The sequence below is a fragment of the Streptomyces alanosinicus genome (genome assembly GCF_014650595.1).
Lineage (GTDB): Bacteria > Actinomycetota > Actinomycetes > Streptomycetales > Streptomycetaceae > Streptomyces > Streptomyces alanosinicus.
The window spans coordinates 359,695-382,303 of the sequence record NZ_BMVG01000001.1 but is presented as its reverse complement, the minus strand read 5'-3'; the positions used below and the strand labels follow the sequence as shown (position 1 = coordinate 382,303).

Here is a 22,609-nt window from a genome sequence, read left to right as displayed (position 1 = left end):
GGTGACTCACCGGTACCAGGAGTCGGTGAAGTAACCTGCGTCACAGTCGAGTTGAGCGCAGATCAGCCCTTGTTGTGCGTGAGGGCCTGCCGTACGGCGTCCTCGGAGCGGGCGACCAGGGCCGTGCCGTCGTCGGCGGTGATGATCGGCCGCTGGATGAGCTTGGGGTGCTCGGCGAGCGCGGTGATCCACCGGCCCCGCTCACTCGCGTCGCGCGCCCACTCCTTGAGCCCCAGTTCCCCGGCCTCGGCCTCCTGGGTGCGGGTGATGTCCCACGGTTCGAGGTTCAGCCGGTCGAGTACGGCCCTGATCTCGTCCTCGCTCGGCACGTCCTCCAGATAGCGGCGGACGGTGTAGTCGGCCCCCTCGGCGTCGAGCAGGCTGAGGGCGCTGCGGCACTTGGAGCAGGCCGGGTTGATCCAGATTTCCATGCCGCACACGGTATGCGAGAACCGGATCCCGCCGGTGGGGGGAGCCGGGTGCCGCCGCGCCCGGGGCCGTGTTGCACCGCGGTCGTGCCCGGCTTTCCATGGGACTGTGGCGGCGACATACGTGACCCGGCTCATCGCGGCGCTGGAGGGTCATGCCGGCCGCCCGGCGCTCGGGGGTGCGGGCCTCGGCGGTCGTGTGCTCGACCATGGCGCCCTGCTCGAAGAGGTCTACCGGATCGCCGGCGTGCTGGCCGACGCGGGGGTGCGCCGCGGCTCGGGTCTGGCGTGCGTGCTGGGTGCGAACCGCGCTCAGGCGCTGCTCCTGCGGACCGCCGCCCATGTCCTCGGCGCGCGGCTGACGCTGGTGGTGCGGGACGCGTCCACGTACGGGGTGGCGCACATGCTCCGGGACTGCCGTCCCGACCTGGTGGTGTACGACGTACCGGTGCCGGACACGGGGACACCGCGGCTGCCGCTGGCCGAGGTGCTCGCGCGGGCCGCGTGCCGCGAGGCGGTGGCGGTGCCGGTCGCGGCCCGTGAGGACGACGTGGCCCGGGTGGCGTACACGGGAGGCACCACCGGGCTCCCGAAGGGCGTCGCCAGCACCTTCCGCGCGCTGGCGGCACGCCCCTGCGGGCAGAACATGTGCGGCGCCGAGGGCCGCCACGGTCCGGGGGCTTCGGGGACCTACATCTCGGTGACCTCGCTGGCCGCGCGGTCCGGCGGTCGCTGCCTCGAACAGTGGCGTGCCGGCGGCCGGGTGGAGGTGCTGTCGGCCTTCGGCGCCGGGCGGCTGGCGGCCGCCTGCCGGAGACTGGGGCCGGCGTCGACCTATCTGATGCCGCCCATGATCTACCGGCTCCTGGAGGATCCCCGGACCGCCGACGGGATTCCGGGCCTCGAAGCGATCAGCTACGGCGCCGCGCCGATCCTGCCGCAGCCGCTGCGGCGGGCGGTCACCGCCTGGGGCTGCCGCTGGGAGCAGGGCTACGGGACGACCGAGACCTCGGTCATCACCCGGCTGAGCCCTGCCGATCACGCGGCGGCCGTCGCCGGCCGGCCCTGGCTGCTGGGCTCGGTGGGGCGCCCGGCGGCCGGCGTGGAGATCGAGGTACGGGAGCCCGGTGATGCCGGGCGGCCGCTGCCCGCCGGGCGCGTGGGCGAAGTGTGGGTGCGCTCGGCCGCCGGTATGTCGGGCTACTGGATGCGGCCCGACCTCACGGCGCAGGTGCTGCGGGACGGATGGCTGCGTACCGGCGATCTCGGGCACCTCGACGGCGAGGGCCGGCTCTACCTCGACGATCGGGTCAAGGACATGGTGGTGGTCGACGGGGACAACATCTACAGCCTGCCCGTCGAAGCGGCCCTCGCCCGGCACCCCGCGGTCGGCCAGGCCGCCGTGGTCGGCAGATCCAGTGTCCTGACGGGCGAGGAGGTCTGCGCCTTCCTCGTGCCGGCACCGGGCCGTACGGCAAGCCGGTCCGCCGCCGTCGAGGCATGCGCGCTCGTGGCGCGACAGCTTTCCCCGGCGCACCGGCCGGCCACCGTCCGGTGGACGGAGCGCCTGCCTCTGACCGGGAACGGCAAAGTGGACAAAGGCGCGCTGCGGGCCATGGCCGCGGGCACGGACACAGGCCCCGGCCGGCCACCCTCGCCGACGATCCATGTTCGAATATGAGGCCACCTCACGGGCATCAGGCAAACCTGCCGTGACAGGCAGTCAATTCCCATCCCCACCTGGACGTTTGCCGGACTCTGCGGACTGTCTCGATGTCAGTGCCGGGCAGTAGACTAGAGGCAGTGTTCGAGGGTATCGCCGGGGCGTCCGGCCGGTGCCCTGCCCGCGACAGGAGGATGCCCGTGCCCGCTGCCGCCCTGAAGCAGAAGCCGTCGCCCACCCAGTCCACCGTCCAGCATCCCGTGCTGTTCGACTCTCCCTACGAGCCCCTGACGAAGCGGCCCCTGCCGGCCGGCCGGCCGCGCCAGTGGTACGTCAGCCACAACCGCCGTCTGAAGGCCATGCGCCTCGCCATAGCCCTGCTCGACTCCGGGATCTATCTGCCGGCCCAGGCCCGCGACGAGACGATCCGCGGCACGGCGGAGGAGATCGGGATGCGCCCGCCGTCCGACACGACCTGCCACATGGTGCGCGCACTCATGCGCTACAGCCGCTGACACCGACAAGGGTGTGACACCGCCGCCGGGTGCCCCGGTTCCCCGGGGCACCCGGCGCGCGCATGTCCACGTCCGCGGCGGCGCAGGCTCAGTCTCACGGCCCTTCACCCACGGTGGTCCCGCCGGGCGGAAAACGGGATGCGGATGGGGTGTCAGCCTCCCTACGCTGAACAAACGGCACGAAGCCGACACACTCCACCCCAGCCTCTCTCACCTCACGGAGGAGGTCCGTCATGCGTGGCATCGTCGTGTCCGGGACCGCCGTCCTGGTGATCCTCGGAATCGGAAACCATCTGTGGTGGCTCGCCGCCGTCGCGCTGCTGTACGTGTACGCGACGCGCGGACGTGGCACCCCCGGCACCCCACCGACCACCGGCACCGGCATGGGCACCCCGCCCCCGCCGGAGAACTACCGCGCCTACCGCGAGCGCCGGGACCGGCAGGCCAGGTGGGAGCGCCGCTACCGCCGTGAGCGCCCCTTCGAGACCCGCCGGCAGGAGCGCGAGAAGAGCAGGTGAGCGATGGCGCCCCCGGTCACAGACCGGGGGCGCCCCACACCGGGAACCAGCGGCTCAGGTCCTGCTCGATCCGCAGATCGTTCGCGAGCGCCGCCTTCACCTGGAGCTCCAGCGCGCTGTCCCGGCGTTCGCCGCCGCCGGGCAGCGGGGCGAAGGGGTAGAACGCGGCCCGCTTGTAGAGGTAGACCAGCGCCAGCGTGCGGCCGCCGTCGTCCGTGAACGCGGCCAGTGAGCACAGCAGTTGCGGGCCGAAGCCGTTGACCTCCATCGCGCTGTTCACCGCGTGCAGGTCGTTGACCAGCTCCGGCAGCTGCTCCGGGGTGCGCGCGGAGACCAGCCAGGAGTATCCGTAGTCGTCCCGCCGCAGCTCCACCGGCGGCCCCGCGCGGTCCGTGTCCGCGTCCAGCAGCGCCTGCACCTCGCGGTGGGTCTGCTCGAAGGCCGCTCCCTCCACCGTGGCGAAGCACACCGCGCCCGTCCCGGTCGGGGTGAAGCCGGCCGCGGCCTGGAGGGTCACGGCCGCCGAGGGCAGCGCGAAGAGCTGATCGAGATCGGGCGCGACCGGTTTCGTCCGGCCCAGCAGGATGTCCAGCAGCCCCAACGCTCAGCCCGCCTTCCCCGGGCTGGCGGCCTCGCCCAGCTCCGCCGAGATCCGGCCCAGCTGCTCCAGCCGCTGCTCCAGGGTCGGGTGCGTGGAGAGATACCGCTCGATGCCGGGCTCCTTCCCGGTCGCCGGGGTGAAGTAGAAGGCGTTGAAGGCCTGGGCGGTGCGCAGATCCTTGGTCGGGATCCGGGCGATGTCCCCGGAGACCTTGGTGAGCGCCGAGGCGAGGGCCGACGGGCGGCCGGTGAGATGCGCGGCCGCGCGGTCCGCCGCCAGCTCCCGGTACCGGGACAGCGCCCGGATCAGCAGGAAGCTGAGCGCGTACACCGCCGCGGACACACCCAGGACGGCGGCGAAGATCGCGGCCGTGTTCTGGTCCCTGCGGCCTCCGCCGAAGACCTGCGAGTAGAAGGCGAACCGCACGATCAGGCCCGCCAGCACGCCCAGGAAGGACGCGATCGTGATCACGGCGACGTCCTTGTGCGCGACGTGCGACAGCTCGTGCGCCAGCACACCCTCCAGCTCGGCCGGCTCCAGTCGGCGTAGCAGCCCCGTGGTCACACAGACCACGGCGTGGTCGGGATTCCGGCCGGTCGCGAATGCGTTGGGCATGTCCATGTCGGACACCGCGACCACCGGCTTGGGCATGTCCGCGATCGCGCACAGCCGGTCGACCACCGCGTGCAGCTCGGGATACTCCTCCCGCTCCACCACGCGTCCGTGCATCGCGAACATGGCGATCCGGTCGGAGAACCAGAACTGCGCCACGAACATCGCTCCGACCAGCACGACGACCAGCACCCAGGACCTCAGCAGCGTGATCAACGCGGCGATGAAGCCCACGTACAGCAGACCGAGCAGGAACAGCGTGAGTCCCATGCGCACGGTCAGCCGTCGATCGCTCCGGAAGCGGCTCTGCATCTTGCATCACCCCGCAGTCAGGCACTCGTCCCGCTGTCCAGTGTGCACCTGCCGAATGCCATGAAGCGGTTCCGAACGGCCCTAGGAGCGGCAAAACGTATCTGTGGGTCGCCCTAGCGTGCCGAGCCGAACTGCACCAGTCCGATCAGCACCATCACCGCGACCACACAGCCGAAGACCATGGCCGTCGATGCCCAGGACGAACGGCGCGGCGCCGGGCCGGGGTCGCCCCGGAAGGGCGCCGGGTCCGGCGGGTTGTCCCGCCAGCGCGCGGCGAGCATCCGGGCCCGGGCGGAGGGCTCCTTGTGCTCGGCGGAATTCGCCCAGCGGTGATCGAATTCCCGCTCCCAGTCGTCCTTTTCCGGCATCCCCGTTCAACCTCTCTCGTCCGGCATGGTCTGGAGGGATGATCCCCCGACAGTAGGAAGTCTGGGAAGCGCAAAAGGTTGCGCCTGCGGCTTCGACACCGTGCGACACCGCACACGGGCCGGGCACGCCGAAGGCCCCCCGGCGCGAGCCGAGGGGCCTTCCGATCCCAGGGGATCCGACGCGTCAGACGTCTGTCACACGTCGAAGTACAGCTCGAACTCGTGCGGGTGCGGACGCAGCTGGAGCGGCGCGATCTCGTTGGTGCGCTTGAAGTCGATCCACGTCTCGATCAGATCCGGCGTGAACACGTCGCCCTGGAGGAGGAACTCGTGGTCGGCCTCGAGCGAGTCGAGGACGGCGGGCAGCGAGGTCGGGACCTGGGCGACGTTCGCGTGCTCCTCGGGAGCCAGCTCGTACAGGTCCTTGTCGATCGGCTCGGCCGGCTCGATCTTGTTCTTGATGCCGTCCAGGCCCGCCAGCAGCAGGGCGGAGAAGGCCAGGTACGGGTTGCCGGAGGAGTCGGGCGCGCGGAACTCGACGCGCTTGGCCTTCGGGTTGGAGCCGGTGATCGGGATACGCATGGCGGCGGAGCGGTTGCGCTGCGAGTACACCAGGTTGATCGGCGCCTCGAAGCCCGGCACCAGACGGTGGTACGAGTTCACCGTCGGGTTGGTGAAGGCGAGCAGCGACGGGGCGTGCTTGAGGATGCCGCCGATGTAGTAGCGGGCGGTGTCCGACAGGCCCGCGTAGCCGGCCTCGTCGTAGAACAGCGGGTCGCCGTTGGCCCACAGCGACTGGTGCACATGCATGCCCGAGCCGTTGTCACCGAAGATCGGCTTCGGCATGAAGGTCGCGGTCTTGCCGTTGCGCCAGGCCACGTTCTTCACGATGTACTTGAAGAGCTGCAGGTCGTCGGCGGCGGCCAGCAGGGTGTTGAACTTGTAGTTGATCTCCGCCTGGCCGGCGGTGCCCACCTCGTGGTGCTGGCGCTCGACCTTCAGGCCGTTCTTCTCCAGCTCCAGGGAGATCTCGGCGCGCAGGTCGGCGAAGTGGTCGACCGGCGGGACCGGGAAGTAGCCGCCCTTGTAGCGGACCTTGTAGCCACGGTTGTCCTCGACGGCACCGGTGTTCCAGGCGCCCGCCTCGGAGTCGATGTGGTAGAAGGACTCGTTCGCGGTGGTCGCGAAGCGGACGGAGTCGAAGACGTAGAACTCGGCCTCGGGGCCGAAGTACGCGGTGTCGGCGATGCCCGTCGACGCCAGGTACGCCTCCGCCTTCTTCGCCACGTTGCGCGGGTCACGGGAGTACTGCTCGCCCGTGATCGGGTCGTGGATGAAGAAGTTGATGTTGAGCGTTTTGTCCCGGCGGAACGGGTCGACGCGGGCGGTGGACAGGTCGGCGCGCAGGGCCATGTCGGACTCGTGGATGGCCTGGAAACCACGGATCGACGATCCGTCGAAGGCCAGCTCCTCGTCCGGGTCGAACGCATCGACGGGCACCGTGAAGTGCTGCATGACGCCCGGCAGGTCGCAGAAGCGGACGTCGACGAACTTGACGTCCTCGTCCGCGATGAACTTCTTGGCCTCGTCGGCGTTCTGGAACATCCAGCTCCTCCTACTCCCGACCGTCCTCGCCGGGGTGGTAGATCGTTCGTGCGGCCAGTGCGGTGGCACACGCTGGGGTCGACCCTAGGGACGGGTGATTTCTCGGGCGTGACCCATTTGTTTCGCAGAAGTTAACCGGCCGCAGGTCCACCGTAGCCCCGACACACCCCTCGGCACAGTGCCCGAAACCGGGCGCAGTACCGTGGACGGGTGGACAACAGGCAAGCACTCGGCTCGTGGCTCTCCGGCCCCCGCGCGGCCATGGAAGACGCCGGTGCCGACTTCGGCTACCGGGGCGAGCAGCTCGGCCTTCCGGAGGAGGGGCCGAACTCGATCGCACGCCCGGGACGGCGGCTCGGCGCGCTCGCGGTGGACTGGGGACTGAGCGTTCTGATCGCATACGGCCTGATCACGGATGGCTATCGGGTGCCTGCGACGAGCAACTGGGCACTCGGTGTCTTCTTCGTGATGAGCGTCCTGACCGTCGGCACGATCGGCTTCACCCCGGGCAAGCGGCTCTGCGGCATCCGGGTGGTGGCCCTGAGTACGGGCACGGTCAACCCGCTGCGCTCGCTGCTGCGCACGGTGCTGCTGTGCCTCGCCGTCCCCGCGCTGATCTGGGACCGCGACGGCCGCGGCCTGCACGACCGGCTCGCGCAGACCGTCGAAGTACGGATCTGACGGATCTGACGGATCTGGCGGGCCTGACGGGTCCGACTGTTTCGGCCGTTTCCGGCCGCGCGAGCACCCTGCCACCTGCCCGCACCCGGTGACGGCGGGGCGCCTCCGCATCAGGTTGCCCGCTCCCCGCACCGACGGCATAGTCGTGATCGGTGGCCGTGACGGCCCGGACACGGACTGTCGCCGGCCTGCCCAGGCCCGACGCAGGCCCGGACTTCGGGACAGGTGGTACGCGGTATGACCGACACTCAGGATCTGATGGCGCCCGCTCAGGATCTGCTGGCGCCCGAGGTGACGCCCGGGGAGTTCCAGGACGCCATGGCGCGCTTTCCGTCGGGCGTGGTGGTGGTGACCGCCCGCTGCGAGGACGGCACCCCGCGCGGCTTCACGGCCAGCTCCTTCTGTTCCGTCTCCCTGGAGCCACCGCTGGTCCTGGTCTGCCTCGCGGACGCGGCCGACTCGTCCGCGGTCTTCGCCGGGTGCGACCACTTCGCGGTGAGCGTGCTGGCCCCCGAGCACCAGGGGCTGGCCCTGCTCTTCGCCACCAAGGGCGCGGACAAGTTCTCCGACGCCCTTCTCCAGCCGGGCCCCACCGGCCTGCCGACGGTGCAGCAGGCGCCCGTGCAGCTGGACTGTGCCGCATACGCGCGTTACCCGGCCGGGGATCACACGATCCTGATCGGCCGGGTAACGGGAGTGCGGCTGGGCGAGGGAGCCCCGATGGTCTACTGCGAGCGGGCGTTCCGGACCCTGAACTAGGAGCTTCAGCGGCCCTTCGGCATCCGCATGCCCTTGGGCATGGGGCCCTTCGGCACCGGCATGTTGCTCAGCAGGTCGCCCATGGCGCGCAGTCGGTCGGTGGTGGCCGTCACCTGCGGGCCGGTCAGTACGCGCGGGAACTTCAGCAGGGTCGTGCGCAGCTTCTTCAGCTCGACCTGGCCCTCGCCCTCGCCGACGATGACGTCGTGCACCGGGACGTCGGCCACGATGCGGTTCATCTTCTTCTTCTCGGCGGCCAGCAGGCTCTTCACCCGGTTCGGGTTGCCCTCGGCGACCAGCACGATGCCGGCCTTGCCGACGGCCCGGTGCACCACGTCCTGGCTGCGGTTCATCGCCACCGCCGGAGTCGTCGTCCAGCCCCGGCCGATGTTGTCGAGCACGGCGGCAGCGGCACCCGGCTGGCCCTCCATCTGGCCGAAGGCGGCGCGCTCGGCCCGGCGGCCGAACACGATCGCCGTCGCCAGCAGGGCGATCAGCAGGCCGAAGATGCCCAGATAGACCGGGTGGCCGAGCAGGAACCCGATCGCGAGAAAGACAGCGAGGGTGCCGATGCCGACGGCCCCGAGCACAAGCCCGATCTTCTTGTCGGCCTTGCGGGTCATCTTGTACGTGAGAGCGATCTGCTTCAGTCGCCCAGCGTTCGCGGGGTCCACCGCGGATTCCTTCCTCGCCATGCCACGAAGTCTACGTGGCCCCGGGAGCGCGGACGACGGCAGTGCCCGGAGGGAAGGGACGGGGGCGATCAGGGGCGGTCGGCGGCCTGATCCAGGAAGCGCTGCGCCTCGACCCGGTCCTTGGCGCGCCGGCGGTCCTCCAGCACGGAGGTCCATGCGTTGCGCCGGGCGGTGCGCTGTCCGCTGCTCATGAGCAGCGACTCGACGGCGCGCAGCGCGTCGGTGAAGGTCGGGATGGCGGTGGCGCGTACGGGCGCGGCCTGCATGATCGAGGTCCCCCCTCGGAGCGGGTGGTGTACGAGGCGTGATACCAGAGTCACTGATTGGTGTTACCAGGGCGTGTCCGACCGGTCAAACACCAATGAAGCCTTGATACAGAGGGCTCAAACGCTGACGCGGCCCTGATGCCGGTCCTCATCAGCGAGGACGGTCAGGGCCGCGTCGACTCGGCCTTTACTGGCCAGTAGCTGCTTGTGCGCGAATTCACACGCGTGGTGCTGCGCGGGTTGCCGGCGCGGGTCACCGCGCCGGGATCACACCGCCTGCGAGGCGATGTACGAACCCCGCTTCTCGATCGCCATCTGGTACAGCCGCCCGGCGCGGTAGGAGGAGCGCACCAGCGGGCCGGACATCACACCGGAGAAACCGATCTGCTCGGCCTCCTCCTTCAGCTCCACGAACTCCTGCGGCTTCACCCAGCGCTCGACCGGGTGGTGCCGGACGGAGGGGCGCAGGTACTGGGTGATGGTGACCAGCTCGCAGCCGGCGTCGTGCAGCTGCTTCAGCGCCTCGCTGATCTCCTCGCGGGTCTCGCCCATGCCGAGGATCAGGTTCGACTTGGTCACCAGGCCGACGTCGCGGGCCTCGGTGATGACCTTCAGGGAGCGCTCGTAGCGGAAGCCGGGGCGGATCCGCTTGAAGATCCGGGGGACCGTCTCGACGTTGTGCGCGAAGACCTCGGGGCGGGCGGAGAAGACCTCGGCCAGCTGCTCGGGGACCGCGTTGAAGTCGGGGGCCAGCAGCTCGACCTTCGTACGGCCGCCCTCCCGCCCGGCGGTCTGCTGGTGGATCTGGCGCACGGTCTCGGCGTACAGCCAGGCGCCGCCGTCCTCCAGGTCGTCGCGGGCGACGCCGGTGATGGTGGCGTAGTTCAGGTCCATCGTGACCACGGACTCGCCGACACGGCGCGGCTCGTCGCGGTCCAGGGCCTCGGGCTTGCCGGTGTCGATCTGGCAGAAGTCGCAGCGCCGGGTGCACTGGTCGCCGCCGATGAGGAAGGTCGCCTCGCGGTCCTCCCAGCACTCGTAGATGTTCGGGCAGCCGGCTTCCTGGCAGACCGTGTGCAGGCCCTCGCTCTTCACGAGGTTCTGCATCTTCGTGTACTCGGGACCCATTTTCGCCCGGGTCTTGATCCACTCGGGCTTGCGCTCGATGGGGGTCTGGCTGTTGCGGACCTCCAGGCGCAGCATCTTGCGTCCGTCGGGTGCGACTGCGGACACGACCGGCTCCCTGTGACTTCGATTCTTCGGCGCACCCCAGGGTACGCCCGTACAAACTACGCCCTGCCGCTGGAGCCAACCCCGCTGCCGCAGGGCGCATTCCCCGACGGGGGGCGCTGTGCCGGCGAGGCCTCAGGCGGAGGCCTTCTCGATCTCCCGGGGCTTCAGCTCCGCGTTCTCCAGGATGTCCGCCAGGTGCCGCTCGACCACCGGCAGGACCTCCTCGATGGTGACGTCCCGGCCCAGCTCGCCCGCGAGGGAGGCGACCCCCGCGTCCCGGATGCCGCACGGGATGATCCGGTCGAACCACTTGTTGTCCGGGTTCACGTTCAGGGCGAAGCCGTGCATCGTGACGCCCTTGGCGACCCGGATGCCGATCGCGGCGATCTTGCGGTCCTCGCGGCGCTGACCCGCGTTGGAGGGGGCGTACTCCGGGCCGTTGAGCCGGGGGTCGAACTCCTCGTCCTTGAGCCGAGGGTCGAAGTCCAGCGACAGTCCGCCGAGCGCGGGCCGCCGCTCGACCGGGTCGCCGAGCACCCACACGCCGCTGCGGCCCTCCACCCGGGACGTCTCCAGGCCGAACTCCGCGCAGGTGCGGATCAGCGCCTCCTCCAGGCGCCGTACGTGCGCGACCACGTCCACCGGGCGCGGGAGCTTCTGGATCGGGTAGCCCACCAGCTGCCCCGGGCCGTGCCAGGTGATCTTGCCGCCGCGGTCCACGTCGATGACCGGGGTGCCGTCCAGCGGGCGCTCGCTGTCCTCGGTGCGCCGGCCGGCCGTGTACACCGGCGGGTGCTCCAGGAGGATCACGGTGTCCTGGACCTCGTCGGCGAACCGGGCCGCGTGCACCCGGCGCTGCTCGTCCCAGGCCTCCTGGTAATCGACGGCATCCGCGCCGAACCCCATGCGGACGAACCGCAATCCACTCACGGCAAGCGCCTCCCTCAGCGACCGGGCAATCGAGCAATCGACCGAGCAATCGGTGTGTCAGGCACGTAACGCGCCCACGCCACTGTACGTCCGACCGGTGTACGTCAGCCCTACGGGCGTTCCTCACACGATCGGATGAATGCCTGGCGGAATGTGTGATCGCCCCTTCACTCTCCGCTACATTCGCGCCGTTCGTGAGGCCATAAAGGCAGCTCAAAGGCAAACCGGGCACTTCAGAGGCACGGAAGGCAGGAGACCGCACCGCAGATGACGGATCGACCCGCGCAGCGCACCCCCAACCGCCAACTCGCCGCGCTCATCGCAGAAGCGGGGTTCTCCAACGCAGGTCTGGCCCGTCGCGTCGACCAGCTCGGCCTGGAGCACGGGCTGGACCTCAGATACGACAAGACCTCGGTCACCCGCTGGCTGCGCGGACAGCAGCCCAGGGGCACCACGCCCGCCCTGATCGCCGAGGTGTTCACCCGCCGCCTGGGGCGCCGGCTCACGGCCCAGGACCTCGGCCTGGACGCCTGTGCCCCGGTGTACGCCGGGCTGGAGTTCGCGGCCACCCCGGAGGAGGCCGTCGACATCGTCAGCGGGCTGTGGCGCAAGGACTCCGGCAGCCACGCCGAGCTGCGCAAGATCGCGTTCACCCCGGCGGGGCTCGTCGTGCCCAGCCGGGACTGGCTGATCGGCAAGCCCGACGACAGGGTGGCCAGGGAACCGGCGGCCCGGGTGCCCCCGCAGGTCCGTCCCGCCCCGGCCAAACCCCAGGGCCGGCCGGCCCTGGCGCTCCCGCCCCGGGCGCGCGGGCACGCCGAGCGCGCCCCCGGGCACAAGGTCACCGGCGGCGACATCAACGCGCTGCGCTCGGTGGGAGAGCTGTTCCGCACCCTCGACGACCGCTACGGCGGCGGCCATGCCCGGCAGGCCCTCGTGCGCTATCTGGAGCACGAGTGCGAGCCGATGCTCCGCGGCAGCTACGACGAGCAGACCGGCCGCCGGCTCTTCGGCGCCGCGGCCGACCTGACCCGGCTCGCGGGCTGGACGTCGTACGACATCGCCGCGCACGGACTCGCCCAGCGCTACTTCGTGCAGGCCCTGCGGCTCGCCCAGGCGGCCGGCGACCGGCCGTACGGCTCCTACGTCCTGGTCACCATGAGCCGCCAGGCCGTCTATCTCGGCCACGGCAGGGAGGCCGTGCAGCTGGCCCGGGTCGCCCAGCAGGGCATGGGGACCGGGGGCCCGCCGGTGGTGCAGGCGCTGCTGCACGCCTCCGAGGCGCGGGCGCACGGCGTGCTCGGCGAGGTGCGGGCGTGCACGGCCGCACTCGTGCGGGCCGAGCGCGCCCTGGAGGCGGCCCGGTCCGGGGACGAGGTGCCGTACTGGGCCAAGTTCTTCGACGAGGCACAGCTCGCCGACGAGTTCGGGCACTGCCACCGGGATCTGCAGCAGTTCCGGGCGGCCGCCCAGCACGCCGAGCGCGCGCTCCAGCTCCGCGCCCCCTCCTACGCCCGCAGCCGGCTCTTCTGCCGGGTCGTGCTCGCCACGGCCCGCCTCGGCCTCGGCGAACTCGACCAGGCGTGCGCGCTGGCCGCGGAGGCCGCCGGCCAGGCAGCCGAGATGCGGTCCGCTCGTGCGATCGAGTACGTGAAGGATTTCGAACGCCGGCTGGAGCCTTATCGCGATGCCGCCCCGGTGAGGGGGTATCGCGACAAGGTCGCCGCGTTGGGTTAGGTCGGCCTCGCGCCCCGCAAGGGGTTCACGCCGCCCTTGGCAGGGTGGGGGCCGGGTCTGCGCGGTGCATCGAGCCCGCCGCGCCCAGGTCGGCCAGGATGGCGGCCGTGGCACGGTGGGCCGAGTGCAGGGCGCCCTGGACGGTGCTCGTGTCGCGGTGGTCGCCGCAGACGTAGAGGCCGGCCAGCAGGCGTACCGGGCGGCGCAGGTCGTGCGGTGGGCGCATCGCCGGGACCGCCTCCGGGGTGTGGTGCACGGCGAGCGTCTCCCAGCGCCGCGTCGAGGTGCGGTAGAGCCGGGAGAGGTGGATGCGGACCGCGGTGTCGACGCCCTCGGGCGGTGTGCCCAGCACCGTCGAGGAGATCAGCACCCGGCCGGCCGGCGCCCGGCTCGGATCCACGGCGCTGAGCACCGCCGTGTGCGCCACCGGCCCGCCGCGGTCCGCGTCGAGGAGCAGCGAGGTACCCGACGGGAAGGCCGCGGCCGGGTCGTCGGTGGTGTGGTGGACCACGGTCACCGGATGGAAGTCCGGCACCCTGAGGCCCGGCAGCAGCTCCGCCGCGGCGCGTGCGTCCGTCGCGAGCAGCACCGCCCGGCAGCGGATCTCACCGTGTTCGGTGGTGGTCACCGCGGTCGTGGACACCGAGGTGACCCGCACCCCGGTGTGCACGGTCCCGGGCGGCAGCGCCCGCGCCAGCAGCTCCGGCAGCACGTCCGCGCCGCCCTCGGGCACACACAGCCGCCCGCTCGCGAAGGAGCGCAGCGCGAGGTCGGCGCACCTGCTGGAGGTGGTCAGCTCCGGGTCGCACAGCAGCGTGGCGAGCAGCGGCCGCAGAAAGCCGTCGATCGTGCGGGCCGGCAGTCCACGCCGGGCGAGGGCCTCGCCGGCCGGCATCTCCGGGCGGGCCAGCAGGCGTTCGACCGGCGTGCCGGCGATCCGGCCGAGCGCGGCGCCGAGCCGGGCCTGGTCGACCGCGCCGCCCACCGGCGTGCCGGCCCGGCCGGGGACGGCCGCCGGGCCCCTGGGGGCGCTTGCGAGGGCACGCACCACATGCAGTGCGCCTCGTGCGCCCCGTGTGCTCCCCCCGGTCGCCGGCGCGCCCACCCGCTGGGTGCGTCCGTCGCGGTGCAGCAGGACGCCGGGCGCGAAGGTGCGCAGGGTCAGGGAGTCCAGTCCCGGGGTCGTGCGGAGTTCGGGGTAGGACGTGGACAGCAGCTGTCCGATGCGGTCGAGCCGGAATCCGTCGACCTTCTCCGTCGACATACGACCGCCGACGTACGGGGCGGCCTCCAGGACCGCGGTCGACACTCCTGCGCTGGTCAGCCGGTGAGCCGCCGAGAGCCCGGCGATGCCGGCTCCCACGATCACGACGTCCACCTGGTACGCGGGCTCAAGCACGAGGCCCCTCCTGTGGTTGCGCGGCCGGTGGAGACGTCATGCCCCCAACTGGCTCCAGGGATACCCGAGTTCGGGTCGAGGGTAGGTCTGTGATCGGTCGCAAACAGTCGCGCATGGGCAGGGCACGGTCGCATGGAGGTCGCATACGGTCACAAGAGGTCACAGGAGGTCGCAGGACATCCCTGGCGTACGTCGGGCCACCGACGGGCCGCCGGGGCCGGCCGCCTCAGGCCGCCCTGATCGACTCCTCGATCCCCGGGAACGCGAACCGGAATCCCGACTCCAACAGCCGCTTCGGCACCACCCGTTGACTGCCCAGCACATCCCCGGCCATCTCGCCCAGCGCCGCCCGCAGCACCGGCGCCGGTACCGCGAAGGGCGCCGGACGGCGCAGCACCCGCGCCATCGCCGCCGTGATCTCACGGTTCGTCAGCGGCTCGGGGGCCGTCAGATTGAACGGCCCGGACAGGGTGTCCCCGTCGATGAGATACCGCAGCGCCGCGACCTCGTCGTGCAGCGCGATGTACGACCAGTACTGCCGCCCGTCGCCCAGCCGCCCCCCGAGCCCCGCGCGGAACAGCGGGAACAGCCGGCCCCAGGCCCCGCCGCCGCGGGCCACCACCAGCCCCGTCCGCGCGAACACCGTCCGCACGCCCGCCTCCTGCGCGGGCGCCGCCGCCTCCTCCCACGCCACGCACAGCGAGGGCAGGAAGCCGTCGCCCGGCGGCGCCTGCTCGTCCACCACCCGGTCGCCGGTGTCGCCGTAGACGCCGATCGCGCTGCCGCTGACGAAGACCCGCGGCGGCTCGGGCAGCGTGGCCACCGCCTCCGCCAGCGCGGCCGTGCCCAGCACCCGGCTGTCGCGCAGCAGCCGCTTGTACGACGGCGTCCAGCGCCGGTCGCCGATCCCCGCCCCGGCCAGATTCACCACCGCGGCACAGCCGATCAGCCCGGCCCCGTCCACGTACTGCCCCGCGGGGTCCCAGCAGACCTCGTCCGGGGCCGCGGCCGCGCGGCGCACCAGCCGTACCACCTCATGCCCGTCCGCCTTCAGGGAGCGCACCAGGGCGCTGCCGATCAGCCCGGACGCGCCGGCCACCGCGATACGGAGACGTTCCATGGCTCCAGGATGCCCGCACCGAAACCCGGTGAGGCGCTCGGGGCGCGCGTCGTAGGGTGACCGTCATGCCGGAGCCATCCATACGCGTCGCCGTCGCCGGGGACGAGGAGGAACTCGCCCTCCTCGACCGTGCCACCTGGTCCACCCTGCACGCCGTCTCGCCGCCGCCGCAGGGGCCGTTCTTCGACGAGCGGCACACCCCGCGGGACTATCTGGTCGCCGAGGCCGACGGCCGCGTCGTCGGCTACCTCCGCATCGGCCGCCCCACCCCACTCGCCTCGAACGCGCATGTGCTCCAGATCCAGGGCCTCGCCGTCGCCGACGAGGCGCGCGGGCGGGGCCTCGCGCGTGCGCTGATCCGGGCCGCGATCGAGGAAGCGCGCGGGCGCGGCGCGCGCCGGCTGACCCTGCGCGTGCTCGGGCACAACGCCCCGGCCCGCGCGCTGTACGTGTCCGAGGGGTTCGCCGTCGAGGGCGTACAGCCCGAGGAGTTCCTCCTCGACGGCGCCTATGTCGACGACGTGCTCATGGGCCAACGACTGTGAACGGGCCAAAGACTGTGAACCGGCCGGAGACCGTGACGACCGGGACCTGGTCGTGGACCTGGCCTAGGAGCTGACCAGCTGACCCGTGTCCACCGGTGTCGTCGCCGTGGCCGCGCGCTGCGCGTCGCCCGCCACCTCGTCCGCCGTCAGCACATACCCCGTCTCGGCGTCCGAGGTGGAGCGGGCGAAGACGACGCCGAACACCTTGCCGTTCGTGGTCAGCAGCGGGCCGCCGGAGTTGCCCGGCCGGACCGTGGACCGGATCGAGTAGATGTCCCGGGTGACCGTGGCGTCGTTGTAGATGTTCTGCCCGGTGGCCTGCACCCGGCTCGCCACCGTCGCCGCCTGCAGATTCAGGCTGCCGTCCTGCGGATAGCCCGCGACCACCGCCGAGTCGCCGCGCGCCGCGCTCGTGTCGAAGCGCAGCACCGGGGCGTGCAGGCCCGGCACATACAGCACCGCCACGTCCCGGTCGGCGTCGAAGAGCACCACCCGGGCCTCGTACGACCGACCGACCCCGCCCACCCGCACGCTCGGGTTGTCGATGCCGGCGACCACATGGGCGTTGGTCATCACATGCTGCGGCGCGTAGACGAAACCGCTGCCCTCGCGGCCCTCGCTGCCCGCCACGCCCTCGATCTTGACCGTGCTCAGCTTCGCGGCGCTCGTCGCTGCCGGGGTGACGCTGTCGCCGGAGGGCCGGGCCACCCGGGCCGTCGACTCGTTCTCGAACGGGTTGAAGACCTGCGGGAAGCCCGCCTCGGTCAGCGCCGACGTGGCCCGCGAGAACCACGCGGGCGTCGTGTCCGGCATCGCCTGCTGCACCGCGCCCAGCAGCGTCGAGTTCCGTATCGCCGTCGTCAGCGACTGGGACGGGGCCGCGCCCAGCACGCTCGCCGCCACCCAGGCCACGATCAGCACGGCGACCGAGTTCGCCGCCGCGCCTCCTAGTCCGTCCACCACCCGCAGCGGGCCCCGGTCCAGCTCCCCGCGCAGCCGCAGCGCCAGCCGGCCCGCCAGCTCGTGTCCCAGCACCGCCGGCAGCAGCACCGTCGCCACCGCGAGCGCCGTCGCCTGCGTGGTGCCGCGCTCGGCCAGGCCGGTCACCCAGGGCAGCACCCACACCCCGACGACGGCACCGCCGACGAAACCGGCCAGCGAGACACAGCCGGCCACCAGCCCACGCCGGTATCCGGACGCCGCGTAGACGAGGATCACCAGCGCAAGCACCAGGTCGAGCAGGTCCACGGAGCCGCCTTTCTCTCGGACCCCTCAGTACGGACGGTACGGGCCCGGTGATTCAGTCACCCACCCACACGCGACGGCGGTCACCGGGCGGCGAACCGGCCACGTATGTCTGTACCCCCAGAAACGTCCCGGACCGGGACGATGGTTCCGCCAGGTGGCACAGCGCACATCGCGGGCATCGCACGGCGCCCCGAGAGTGGGATCATGTTCGCTGTCCGAAGAACACGGGTAAGACCCGGTACCCCGCAGACACCGGGCGCCCCGCAGCCGCCTGAAGCGCCGGGCGTACCGGAAATACCGGAGATATCCGAGATACGTGAGATAGCCAGGACACCCGGCACATCCGGCACACCTGACATGCCGCAGATACCGGAAATGCCGGAGACGCCCGAGGTACCCGAGGTACCCGAGACGTCGGGTACCCAGCGGCAGCCGGAGGCACCGCGCACGCAGGGGACCCGGAGCCGGTTCGCCCGGCGGATATCCGGGCCGCTGCCGGCCCTGCTCGGCGTGCTGCCCGGCCTGGTGGCCATCGTCGCGCTCGTCCTGTGCGCCCGAGGCGTCGAGCGCACCACCGCGAGCCACCCCGACCGGCCCGTCCCGGCCCGCGCCCCGGCCGTCCACCGCGCCGCCCGGCCGCACATCGTGCCCCGCTCCGTCTGGCTGGGCACCGCCGGGCGCACCCAGCCGCCGCCGCGCTACGACGACAAGGTGGTCGCCGTCTTCCTCCACCACACCGACTCGCCGGGCGGCTACGACTGCGCCGACGCGCCGAGCATCATCCGTCACCTGTACGCCGGACAGACCGGTGACCGCCGCTGGGACGACATCGGCTACAACTTCCTCGTCGACCGCTGCGGCACCATCTACGAAGGCCGCGCCGGAGGCATCGAGCGGGCCGTCACCGGCGCCCACACCCAGGGCTTCAACCACCGCACCGCCGGGATCGCCGCGATCGGCACCTTCACCGCAGGCGTTCCCGTGCCGAAGGCCATGACCGACGCGATCGCCGCGCTGGCCGCCTGGAAGCTCGGCCTCGCCGACGTCGACCCGCGCACCAGCACCCGCCTCGTCTCCAGCAACGGCCACAGCCGCTACAAGCTCGGCGCCACCGCGACCCTGCCCGTCCTGGCCGGCCACACGGACGGCTTCATGACCAGCTGCCCCGGCGCCGCCCTCAGGGCCCGGCTGCCCGAGATCAGGGAGAAGGCCGCCCGACTCCAGGGCCGGACCACCTCCATGCCCGTCTCCGACCGGACACCCCCCACACCGACCCAGAGCCCGTCCGTTCCCGCGCCCCTGCTGGACCGGGTCGCTCCCGCACCGGTCCAGAGCCCGTTCGCTCCGGCGCCTCTCCTGGGCTGGGTCGCTCCCGCGCCTCTGCTGGACCGGGTCGCTCCCGCACCTCTGCTGGGCCGGACCGCTCCGGCGCCCCTGCTGGGCTGGGTCGTTCCCGTGCCGGTCCAGAGCCCGTTCGCCCCCGGGCCTCTCCTGGGTCGGACTGCTGCCGCGCCCCTGCTGGGCTGGGTCGCTCCCGCGCCGGTCCGGAGCCCGTTCGCTCCGGCGCCTCTGCTGGGCCGGGTCACTCCCGTGCCGGTCCAGAGCCCGGTCGCTCCCGCGCCTCTGCTGGGTCGGGTTGCTTCGGCGCCTCTGCTGGGTCGGACTGCTGTCGCGCCCCTGCTGGGCCGGATCGATCCCGCGCCGCTGTTGAGCCGGACCGCCCCCGTGCCCCTCCCGGGCCGGACCGCCCCCGTGCCCCTCCCGGGCGGGATCGTTTCCGTGCCGGTCACAGGGATCCCCTAGGCGGGGCGCAGCCTTCTCCGAGCTCCGCGCCCTTCGGTCGGGGGCGACACCAGCAGAGTGGAGGTGGGGATCATGAACAGCAGTCGTACGCGTGCCGAGACCCCCGAGGGGGCACGCCGGACGCGGACCGCACGCGGACCGTGGGCGGCGGTCCGCGCGGCCGCCACCGTCGTCCTCGGCCCGGCCGCGGCCACCGCGTCCGCCCTCGACCAGGCCAACGCCGCGCCGCTGCACCACGTGGCGCGGGCCGGCGCCCGTGCCATCCGCGGGCGCACGGCCGGCTGAGCCGGAGCCGGCTACTCCCGGAAGCGGTCCCACAGCCGGGGGAACCGTTCGGCGAGGGCCCGCTCGTTCTCGAAGTCCACCGGAGTGCCCGTCGGCTCGGCGGGCGCCGGGGCGATGCCCAGATCCGGAGCGACGGTGCCGGTCAGCTGCTCATAGGCCTCGTCCGCCGCGTAGCCCAGCTCCTCGCCGTCGCCGTCGATCTCCTCGTCGAACTCGCGCAGCGACTCGGCCAGCGAGTCCGGCTCGTGCAGGGCGCCCTCGTACACCTCCCGGCCCTGGCCGATCAGCCAGCAGCGGAAGAAGTCGAACGCGTCGTCGCTGGCCCCGTCCAGCAGCACCCAGGCGGCGCCCCACAGGTCCCAGCGGTAGGCGCGGTTGTAGCGGGCCTCGAAGTGACGGGCGAAGTCCAGCACCAGCTCGGGCTCCAGCTGGAGCAGCCGGTCCACGAGCACATCGGCCTGTTCCTCGGGGTCGCCCTCGGCACTCTCGCGGGTGGCGTCGATCAGCTCCCAGAACTCCGTCTCGTCCATCACGGCACCAGCATCGGGCCTCCACCCGTGGGACGCACGCGGAGTAAGCCGGAGTACGGCGGATCGTTATCCGCCGCCCGTACGGCCGTACCGTGCCGCCAGCCGGGCCGCGTCCGCCGCGAACCGCTCCCGCAGGCTCCGCGGGGCCAGCACCTCGGCCTCCGCCCCGAGCGCCGTCAGCTGGGTGTGCGCGACCTCCTCGGACTCCACCGGCAGCGTCACCGTCACCCAGCCCGCCCCGTCCGGCTCGCCCGGCCCGCTCAGCGCCGCGCGCGCCGACACCGGCTCCACGGCGTACCGCAGCCTGCGCACACCCTCCGGGGACAGCCGTACGACGACCTCGGCGCGCAGGATCGAGAGGGCGAACCGCTCGGCCTGCTCGGCCCAGTAACCCGGCAGATCGAAGTCCGGAGCACGGGTGAACCGTTCCTCCAGAGGATCCACGGCGCTGAACCGGTCGATCCGATAGGTACGGAAGGAGCCGCCGTCCGCCACCCGCGCGCACAGGTACCACACGCCCGCCTTCAGCACGAGCCCGTACGGCTCCAGCAGCCGCTCCACCTCCGCCGCGTCCCGCCGGTACCGGGCGCTGACCCGGCGGTCGTCCCACACCGCCTCCGCGACCACCGGCAGCAGCGCGGGCGGCTCCGGCTCCTGGAACCAGGCCGGCGCGTCCAGGTGGAAGCGCCGGGCGGCGCTGTCCGGGGCGTCCCGCAGCGAGGGCAGCAGCGCCGCGGAGACCTTCAGCCGGGCCGCCGAGGCGGCGTCCGCAAGTCCCATCTCCCTGAGCGCCCCCGGCACCCCGCTCAGGAACAGCGCCTCCGCCTCGCTCCTGGCGAGCCCCGTCAGCCGGGTCCGGTAGCCGCCGACCAGCCGGTAGCCGCCGGTCCGCCCCCGGTCCGCGTACACCGGCACCCCCGCCTCCGAGAGCGCCTGCGCGTCCCGGGTGACCGTCCGCTCCGACACCTCCAGTTCCCGCGCCAGCTCGGCGGCGGTCATGGACGGCCGGGACTGGAGCAGGAGCACCATCTTGATGAGCCGGGCCGCACGCATGCCGCCAGCCTGCCACGAAGCCTGCCGCACCGGCGCTGATCTCCTAGGCTGGGATCACCTTTGGCGCACCTGGGGAGCGGGGAAGGGGCGGGGCATGCGGGGGGAGATCCTCGACGGGCGGTACGAACTGGTCGAACGGCTGGGCCGGGGCGGTATGGGGCAGGTGTGGGCGGCCCGGGACGCGCGGATGCACCGGGAGGTGGCGGTCAAGCTCGTCACCGCGCTGCCGCGGATCGGCGAGCACGAGACCTTTCTCCGCTTCCGCCGCGAGATACGGTCCGCGGCGCAGCTGCCCGGCCGGTACACGGTCATCGCCCACGACTGCGGCGAGGCCGTCCTGGACGGCGAGCGCGTCCTCTACATGGTGATGGAGCGGCTGACCGGGCGGACCCTGTCCGACGCGGTCGCGCAGGAACGCCCCTCCTGGCAGCGGTCCGTGGCCTGGGCGCGGCAGGTCGCCGCCGCCCTGGACGCCGCGCACCGGCAGGGCATCGTGCACCGGGACATCAAGCCCGAGAACGTCATGTTCGACGCCGAGGGCGACCTGAAGGTGCTGGACTTCGGCATCGCCAAGTTCCTCGGCGACACCGTGCTCGTCAGCGGCCTCACCGGCACCGGCGTCGCCATCGGCAGCCTGCTGTACATGTCACCGGAGCAGGCCCGCGGCGAACGCACCGTGGACCACCGCACGGACCTGTACTCCTTCGGCTGTCTGCTCTACTTCATGCTCACCGGCCGGCCCCCGCTCATGGCGGACAACGCGTACGCGCAGATGGCCCTGCTGTTCGAGGGCCGGATCGAGCCACCGCGCGCACTGGACCCCGCCGTCCCGCCCGAACTGGACACGCTCGTCCTCGCACTGCTCGCCCGCACCCCCGGGGAGCGGCCCGCCACGGCCCGCGAGGTCCTCGACCGGCTGAGCGCGCTCACCGCCGCCTCGGCCCCCTCACCGGGGCGGACCGATGCCGGGGAAGAGGCCGCCGCACTGCGCGCGGCCGCCCTCGCCGACGCCCGCGCCCTGCGCGAGGAGGCCGCGCGCGCCGCCGAGGAGCACCGCGAGCTGGCGGAGGCGGCGGTCCGGCAGGTGCGCGCCGACGCGGAGGCCTATGTCGCGGAGCGCAGGACCCGCGCCCGGCAGGAGGCCCAGCAGGAGGGGACGCGGATCGTCGAGAAGGCGAAGGAGGACGCCGCCGGGCTGCTGGCCGAGGCACGGCGGGACGCGATGGGCAGGCGCGAGGCAGCCGAGGCCCTCTTCCAGGAGACCCGCGACAAGGCCGCACAGGCCGCCGCCGACTTCGAGACGAACCTGGCCAGGCGCCGCGACCAGTCCGAGCGGGATCTGCTCGCCCGGCAGCAGGCGGCCACGCAACGGCTCACGGAGATCGAGGAACGGGCCGAGCAACTGCGCCTGGAGGCGGAGCGGCTGCGCACCGACGCCGAGCGCCGGGCCCGCAGGACGGTGGCCGAGGCCGAACGACAGGCCGAGACCATGCTGGCCGAGGCGGGGCACAAGGCCGACCGCCTCCTGCCGTACGACGCGCTGACCGGGCTGCGCCGGACCGTGGCCGCGATCATCGCCGACAGCAGATTCACCCCGGTCGGCGGACTGGTCGAAAAACGCGCCGGCATCCTGCGTCAGCTGACCGAACTGCACGAGGCGCTGACGCCGTTCGACGAAACGCCGAACGGCGGGTAGAGAAGGT

General features: G+C 72.3%; 23 protein-coding genes and 1 pseudogene. 10 read left to right on the top strand and 14 right to left on the bottom strand.

Going from position 1 to position 22,609, the window contains the following annotated elements; all coding sequences use genetic code 11:
- Positions 1–62 precede the first annotated feature (62 nt).
- Positions 63–431, bottom strand: coding sequence for an ArsC/Spx/MgsR family protein (locus tag IE277_RS01730; protein WP_189947769.1), 369 nt, complete (start codon positions 429–431; stop codon positions 63–65).
- Positions 432–537: 106 nt separating this feature from the next.
- On the opposite strand from IE277_RS01730, the gene IE277_RS01725 reads away from it, so the two are divergent.
- From IE277_RS01725 to IE277_RS01715, 3 genes are all read left to right on the top strand, one after another.
- Complete coding sequence (locus IE277_RS01725; RefSeq protein WP_189947768.1) at positions 538–2,109, top strand: class I adenylate-forming enzyme family protein; 1,572 nt, start codon at positions 538–540, stop codon at positions 2,107–2,109.
- 182 nt (positions 2,110–2,291) lie between these two features.
- On the top strand, positions 2,292–2,606 hold the full coding sequence (locus tag IE277_RS01720; protein WP_189947766.1) for a hypothetical protein: 315 nt from the start codon (positions 2,292–2,294) through the stop codon (positions 2,604–2,606).
- Positions 2,607–2,839: 233 nt separating this feature from the next.
- Positions 2,840–3,124, top strand: coding sequence for a hypothetical protein (locus IE277_RS01715; RefSeq protein WP_189947764.1), 285 nt, complete (start codon positions 2,840–2,842; stop codon positions 3,122–3,124).
- Between the two features lie 16 nt (positions 3,125–3,140).
- Here the strand turns inward: IE277_RS01715 and pspAB are convergent, their stop codons facing one another.
- The 4 genes from pspAB to glnA form a co-directional block, all read right to left on the bottom strand.
- Positions 3,141–3,725, bottom strand: coding sequence for a PspA-associated protein PspAB (pspAB, locus tag IE277_RS01710; RefSeq protein WP_189947762.1), 585 nt, complete (start codon positions 3,723–3,725; stop codon positions 3,141–3,143).
- Between the two features lie 3 nt (positions 3,726–3,728).
- Positions 3,729–4,649: a zinc metalloprotease HtpX gene (gene htpX, locus IE277_RS01705; protein ID WP_189947760.1), complete on the bottom strand. Its 921-nt coding sequence runs from the start codon at positions 4,647–4,649 to the stop codon at positions 3,729–3,731.
- 113 nt (positions 4,650–4,762) lie between these two features.
- Positions 4,763–5,017, bottom strand: a complete 255-nt coding sequence (locus IE277_RS01700) for an SCO2583/SCO2584 N-terminal domain-containing protein (protein ID WP_189947757.1) — start codon at positions 5,015–5,017, stop codon at positions 4,763–4,765.
- Positions 5,018–5,212: 195 nt separating this feature from the next.
- Positions 5,213–6,622 (bottom strand): type I glutamate--ammonia ligase, encoded by a 1,410-nt coding sequence (gene glnA, locus IE277_RS01695; protein ID WP_189947755.1) that lies wholly within the window; start codon positions 6,620–6,622, stop codon positions 5,213–5,215.
- 210 nt (positions 6,623–6,832) lie between these two features.
- Here glnA and IE277_RS01690 point away from each other — a divergent pair, with 210 nt between their 5' ends.
- On the top strand, positions 6,833–7,303 hold the full coding sequence (locus IE277_RS01690) for an RDD family protein (protein WP_189947753.1): 471 nt from the start codon (positions 6,833–6,835) through the stop codon (positions 7,301–7,303).
- A 237-nt stretch (positions 7,304–7,540) separates the two neighbouring features.
- A complete protein-coding gene (locus IE277_RS01685) occupies positions 7,541–8,062 on the top strand; it encodes a flavin reductase family protein (RefSeq protein ID WP_229880456.1) in 522 nt (173 codons plus the stop codon).
- Between the two features lie 5 nt (positions 8,063–8,067).
- Here the strand turns inward: IE277_RS01685 and IE277_RS01680 are convergent, their stop codons facing one another.
- From IE277_RS01680 to lipB, 4 genes are all read right to left on the bottom strand, one after another.
- Positions 8,068–8,757 carry a DUF4191 domain-containing protein gene (locus tag IE277_RS01680; protein ID WP_189947751.1) on the bottom strand — a complete coding sequence of 230 codons (690 nt, stop codon included), beginning with the start codon at positions 8,755–8,757 and terminating at the stop codon, positions 8,068–8,070.
- A 68-nt stretch (positions 8,758–8,825) separates the two neighbouring features.
- Positions 8,826–9,023, bottom strand: a complete 198-nt coding sequence (locus IE277_RS01675; protein ID WP_189947749.1) for an SCO2195 family GlnR-regulated protein — start codon at positions 9,021–9,023, stop codon at positions 8,826–8,828.
- Between the two features lie 267 nt (positions 9,024–9,290).
- The gene (lipA, locus tag IE277_RS01670; RefSeq protein WP_189947748.1) at positions 9,291–10,256 is read right to left on the bottom strand and encodes a lipoyl synthase; all 966 of its coding nucleotides are present in this window, start codon (positions 10,254–10,256) and stop codon (positions 9,291–9,293) included.
- Positions 10,257–10,388: 132 nt separating this feature from the next.
- On the bottom strand, positions 10,389–11,186 hold the full coding sequence (gene lipB, locus IE277_RS01665; protein WP_189947746.1) for a lipoyl(octanoyl) transferase LipB: 798 nt from the start codon (positions 11,184–11,186) through the stop codon (positions 10,389–10,391).
- Between the two features lie 267 nt (positions 11,187–11,453).
- On the opposite strand from lipB, the gene IE277_RS01660 reads away from it, so the two are divergent.
- On the top strand, positions 11,454–12,923 hold the full coding sequence (locus IE277_RS01660) for an NsdA family TPR-like regulatory protein (protein WP_189947744.1): 1,470 nt from the start codon (positions 11,454–11,456) through the stop codon (positions 12,921–12,923).
- A gap of 25 nt (positions 12,924–12,948) precedes the next feature.
- Here IE277_RS01660 and IE277_RS01655 read toward each other — a convergent pair whose 3' ends face one another.
- Both IE277_RS01655 and IE277_RS01650 read right to left on the bottom strand, forming a co-directional pair.
- Positions 12,949–14,322, bottom strand: a complete 1,374-nt coding sequence (locus tag IE277_RS01655; RefSeq protein WP_189947742.1) for an NAD(P)/FAD-dependent oxidoreductase — start codon at positions 14,320–14,322, stop codon at positions 12,949–12,951.
- Positions 14,323–14,548: 226 nt separating this feature from the next.
- Positions 14,549–15,442, bottom strand: a complete 894-nt coding sequence (locus tag IE277_RS01650) for a TIGR01777 family oxidoreductase (RefSeq protein ID WP_189947740.1) — start codon at positions 15,440–15,442, stop codon at positions 14,549–14,551.
- A gap of 65 nt (positions 15,443–15,507) precedes the next feature.
- Here IE277_RS01650 and IE277_RS01645 point away from each other — a divergent pair, with 65 nt between their 5' ends.
- On the top strand, positions 15,508–15,987 hold the full coding sequence (locus IE277_RS01645) for a GNAT family N-acetyltransferase (protein ID WP_189947738.1): 480 nt from the start codon (positions 15,508–15,510) through the stop codon (positions 15,985–15,987).
- A 63-nt stretch (positions 15,988–16,050) separates the two neighbouring features.
- Here the strand turns inward: IE277_RS01645 and IE277_RS01640 are convergent, their stop codons facing one another.
- The gene (locus IE277_RS01640; protein WP_189947736.1) at positions 16,051–17,235 is read right to left on the bottom strand and encodes a MarP family serine protease; all 1,185 of its coding nucleotides are present in this window, start codon (positions 17,233–17,235) and stop codon (positions 16,051–16,053) included.
- Positions 17,236–17,610: 375 nt separating this feature from the next.
- Here IE277_RS01640 and IE277_RS01635 point away from each other — a divergent pair.
- Both IE277_RS01635 and IE277_RS01630 read left to right on the top strand, forming a co-directional pair.
- Positions 17,611–18,465, top strand: a pseudogene (locus IE277_RS01635) (peptidoglycan recognition protein family protein); the annotation flags it as partial.
- 645 nt (positions 18,466–19,110) lie between these two features.
- A complete protein-coding gene (locus tag IE277_RS01630; protein WP_189947734.1) occupies positions 19,111–19,323 on the top strand; it encodes a hypothetical protein in 213 nt (70 codons plus the stop codon).
- Positions 19,324–19,334: 11 nt separating this feature from the next.
- On the opposite strand, the gene IE277_RS01625 is transcribed toward IE277_RS01630, so the two are convergent.
- On the bottom strand, positions 19,335–19,853 hold the full coding sequence (locus IE277_RS01625) for a DUF4240 domain-containing protein (protein WP_189949157.1): 519 nt from the start codon (positions 19,851–19,853) through the stop codon (positions 19,335–19,337).
- A gap of 66 nt (positions 19,854–19,919) precedes the next feature.
- The gene (locus IE277_RS01620; protein ID WP_189947732.1) at positions 19,920–20,906 is read right to left on the bottom strand and encodes a helix-turn-helix transcriptional regulator; all 987 of its coding nucleotides are present in this window, start codon (positions 20,904–20,906) and stop codon (positions 19,920–19,922) included.
- 94 nt (positions 20,907–21,000) lie between these two features.
- Between IE277_RS01620 and IE277_RS49395 the strand changes: the two genes are divergently transcribed.
- Positions 21,001–22,602, top strand: coding sequence for a serine/threonine-protein kinase (locus IE277_RS49395; RefSeq protein ID WP_189947730.1), 1,602 nt, complete (start codon positions 21,001–21,003; stop codon positions 22,600–22,602).
- Positions 22,603–22,609: the final 7 nt, after the last annotated feature.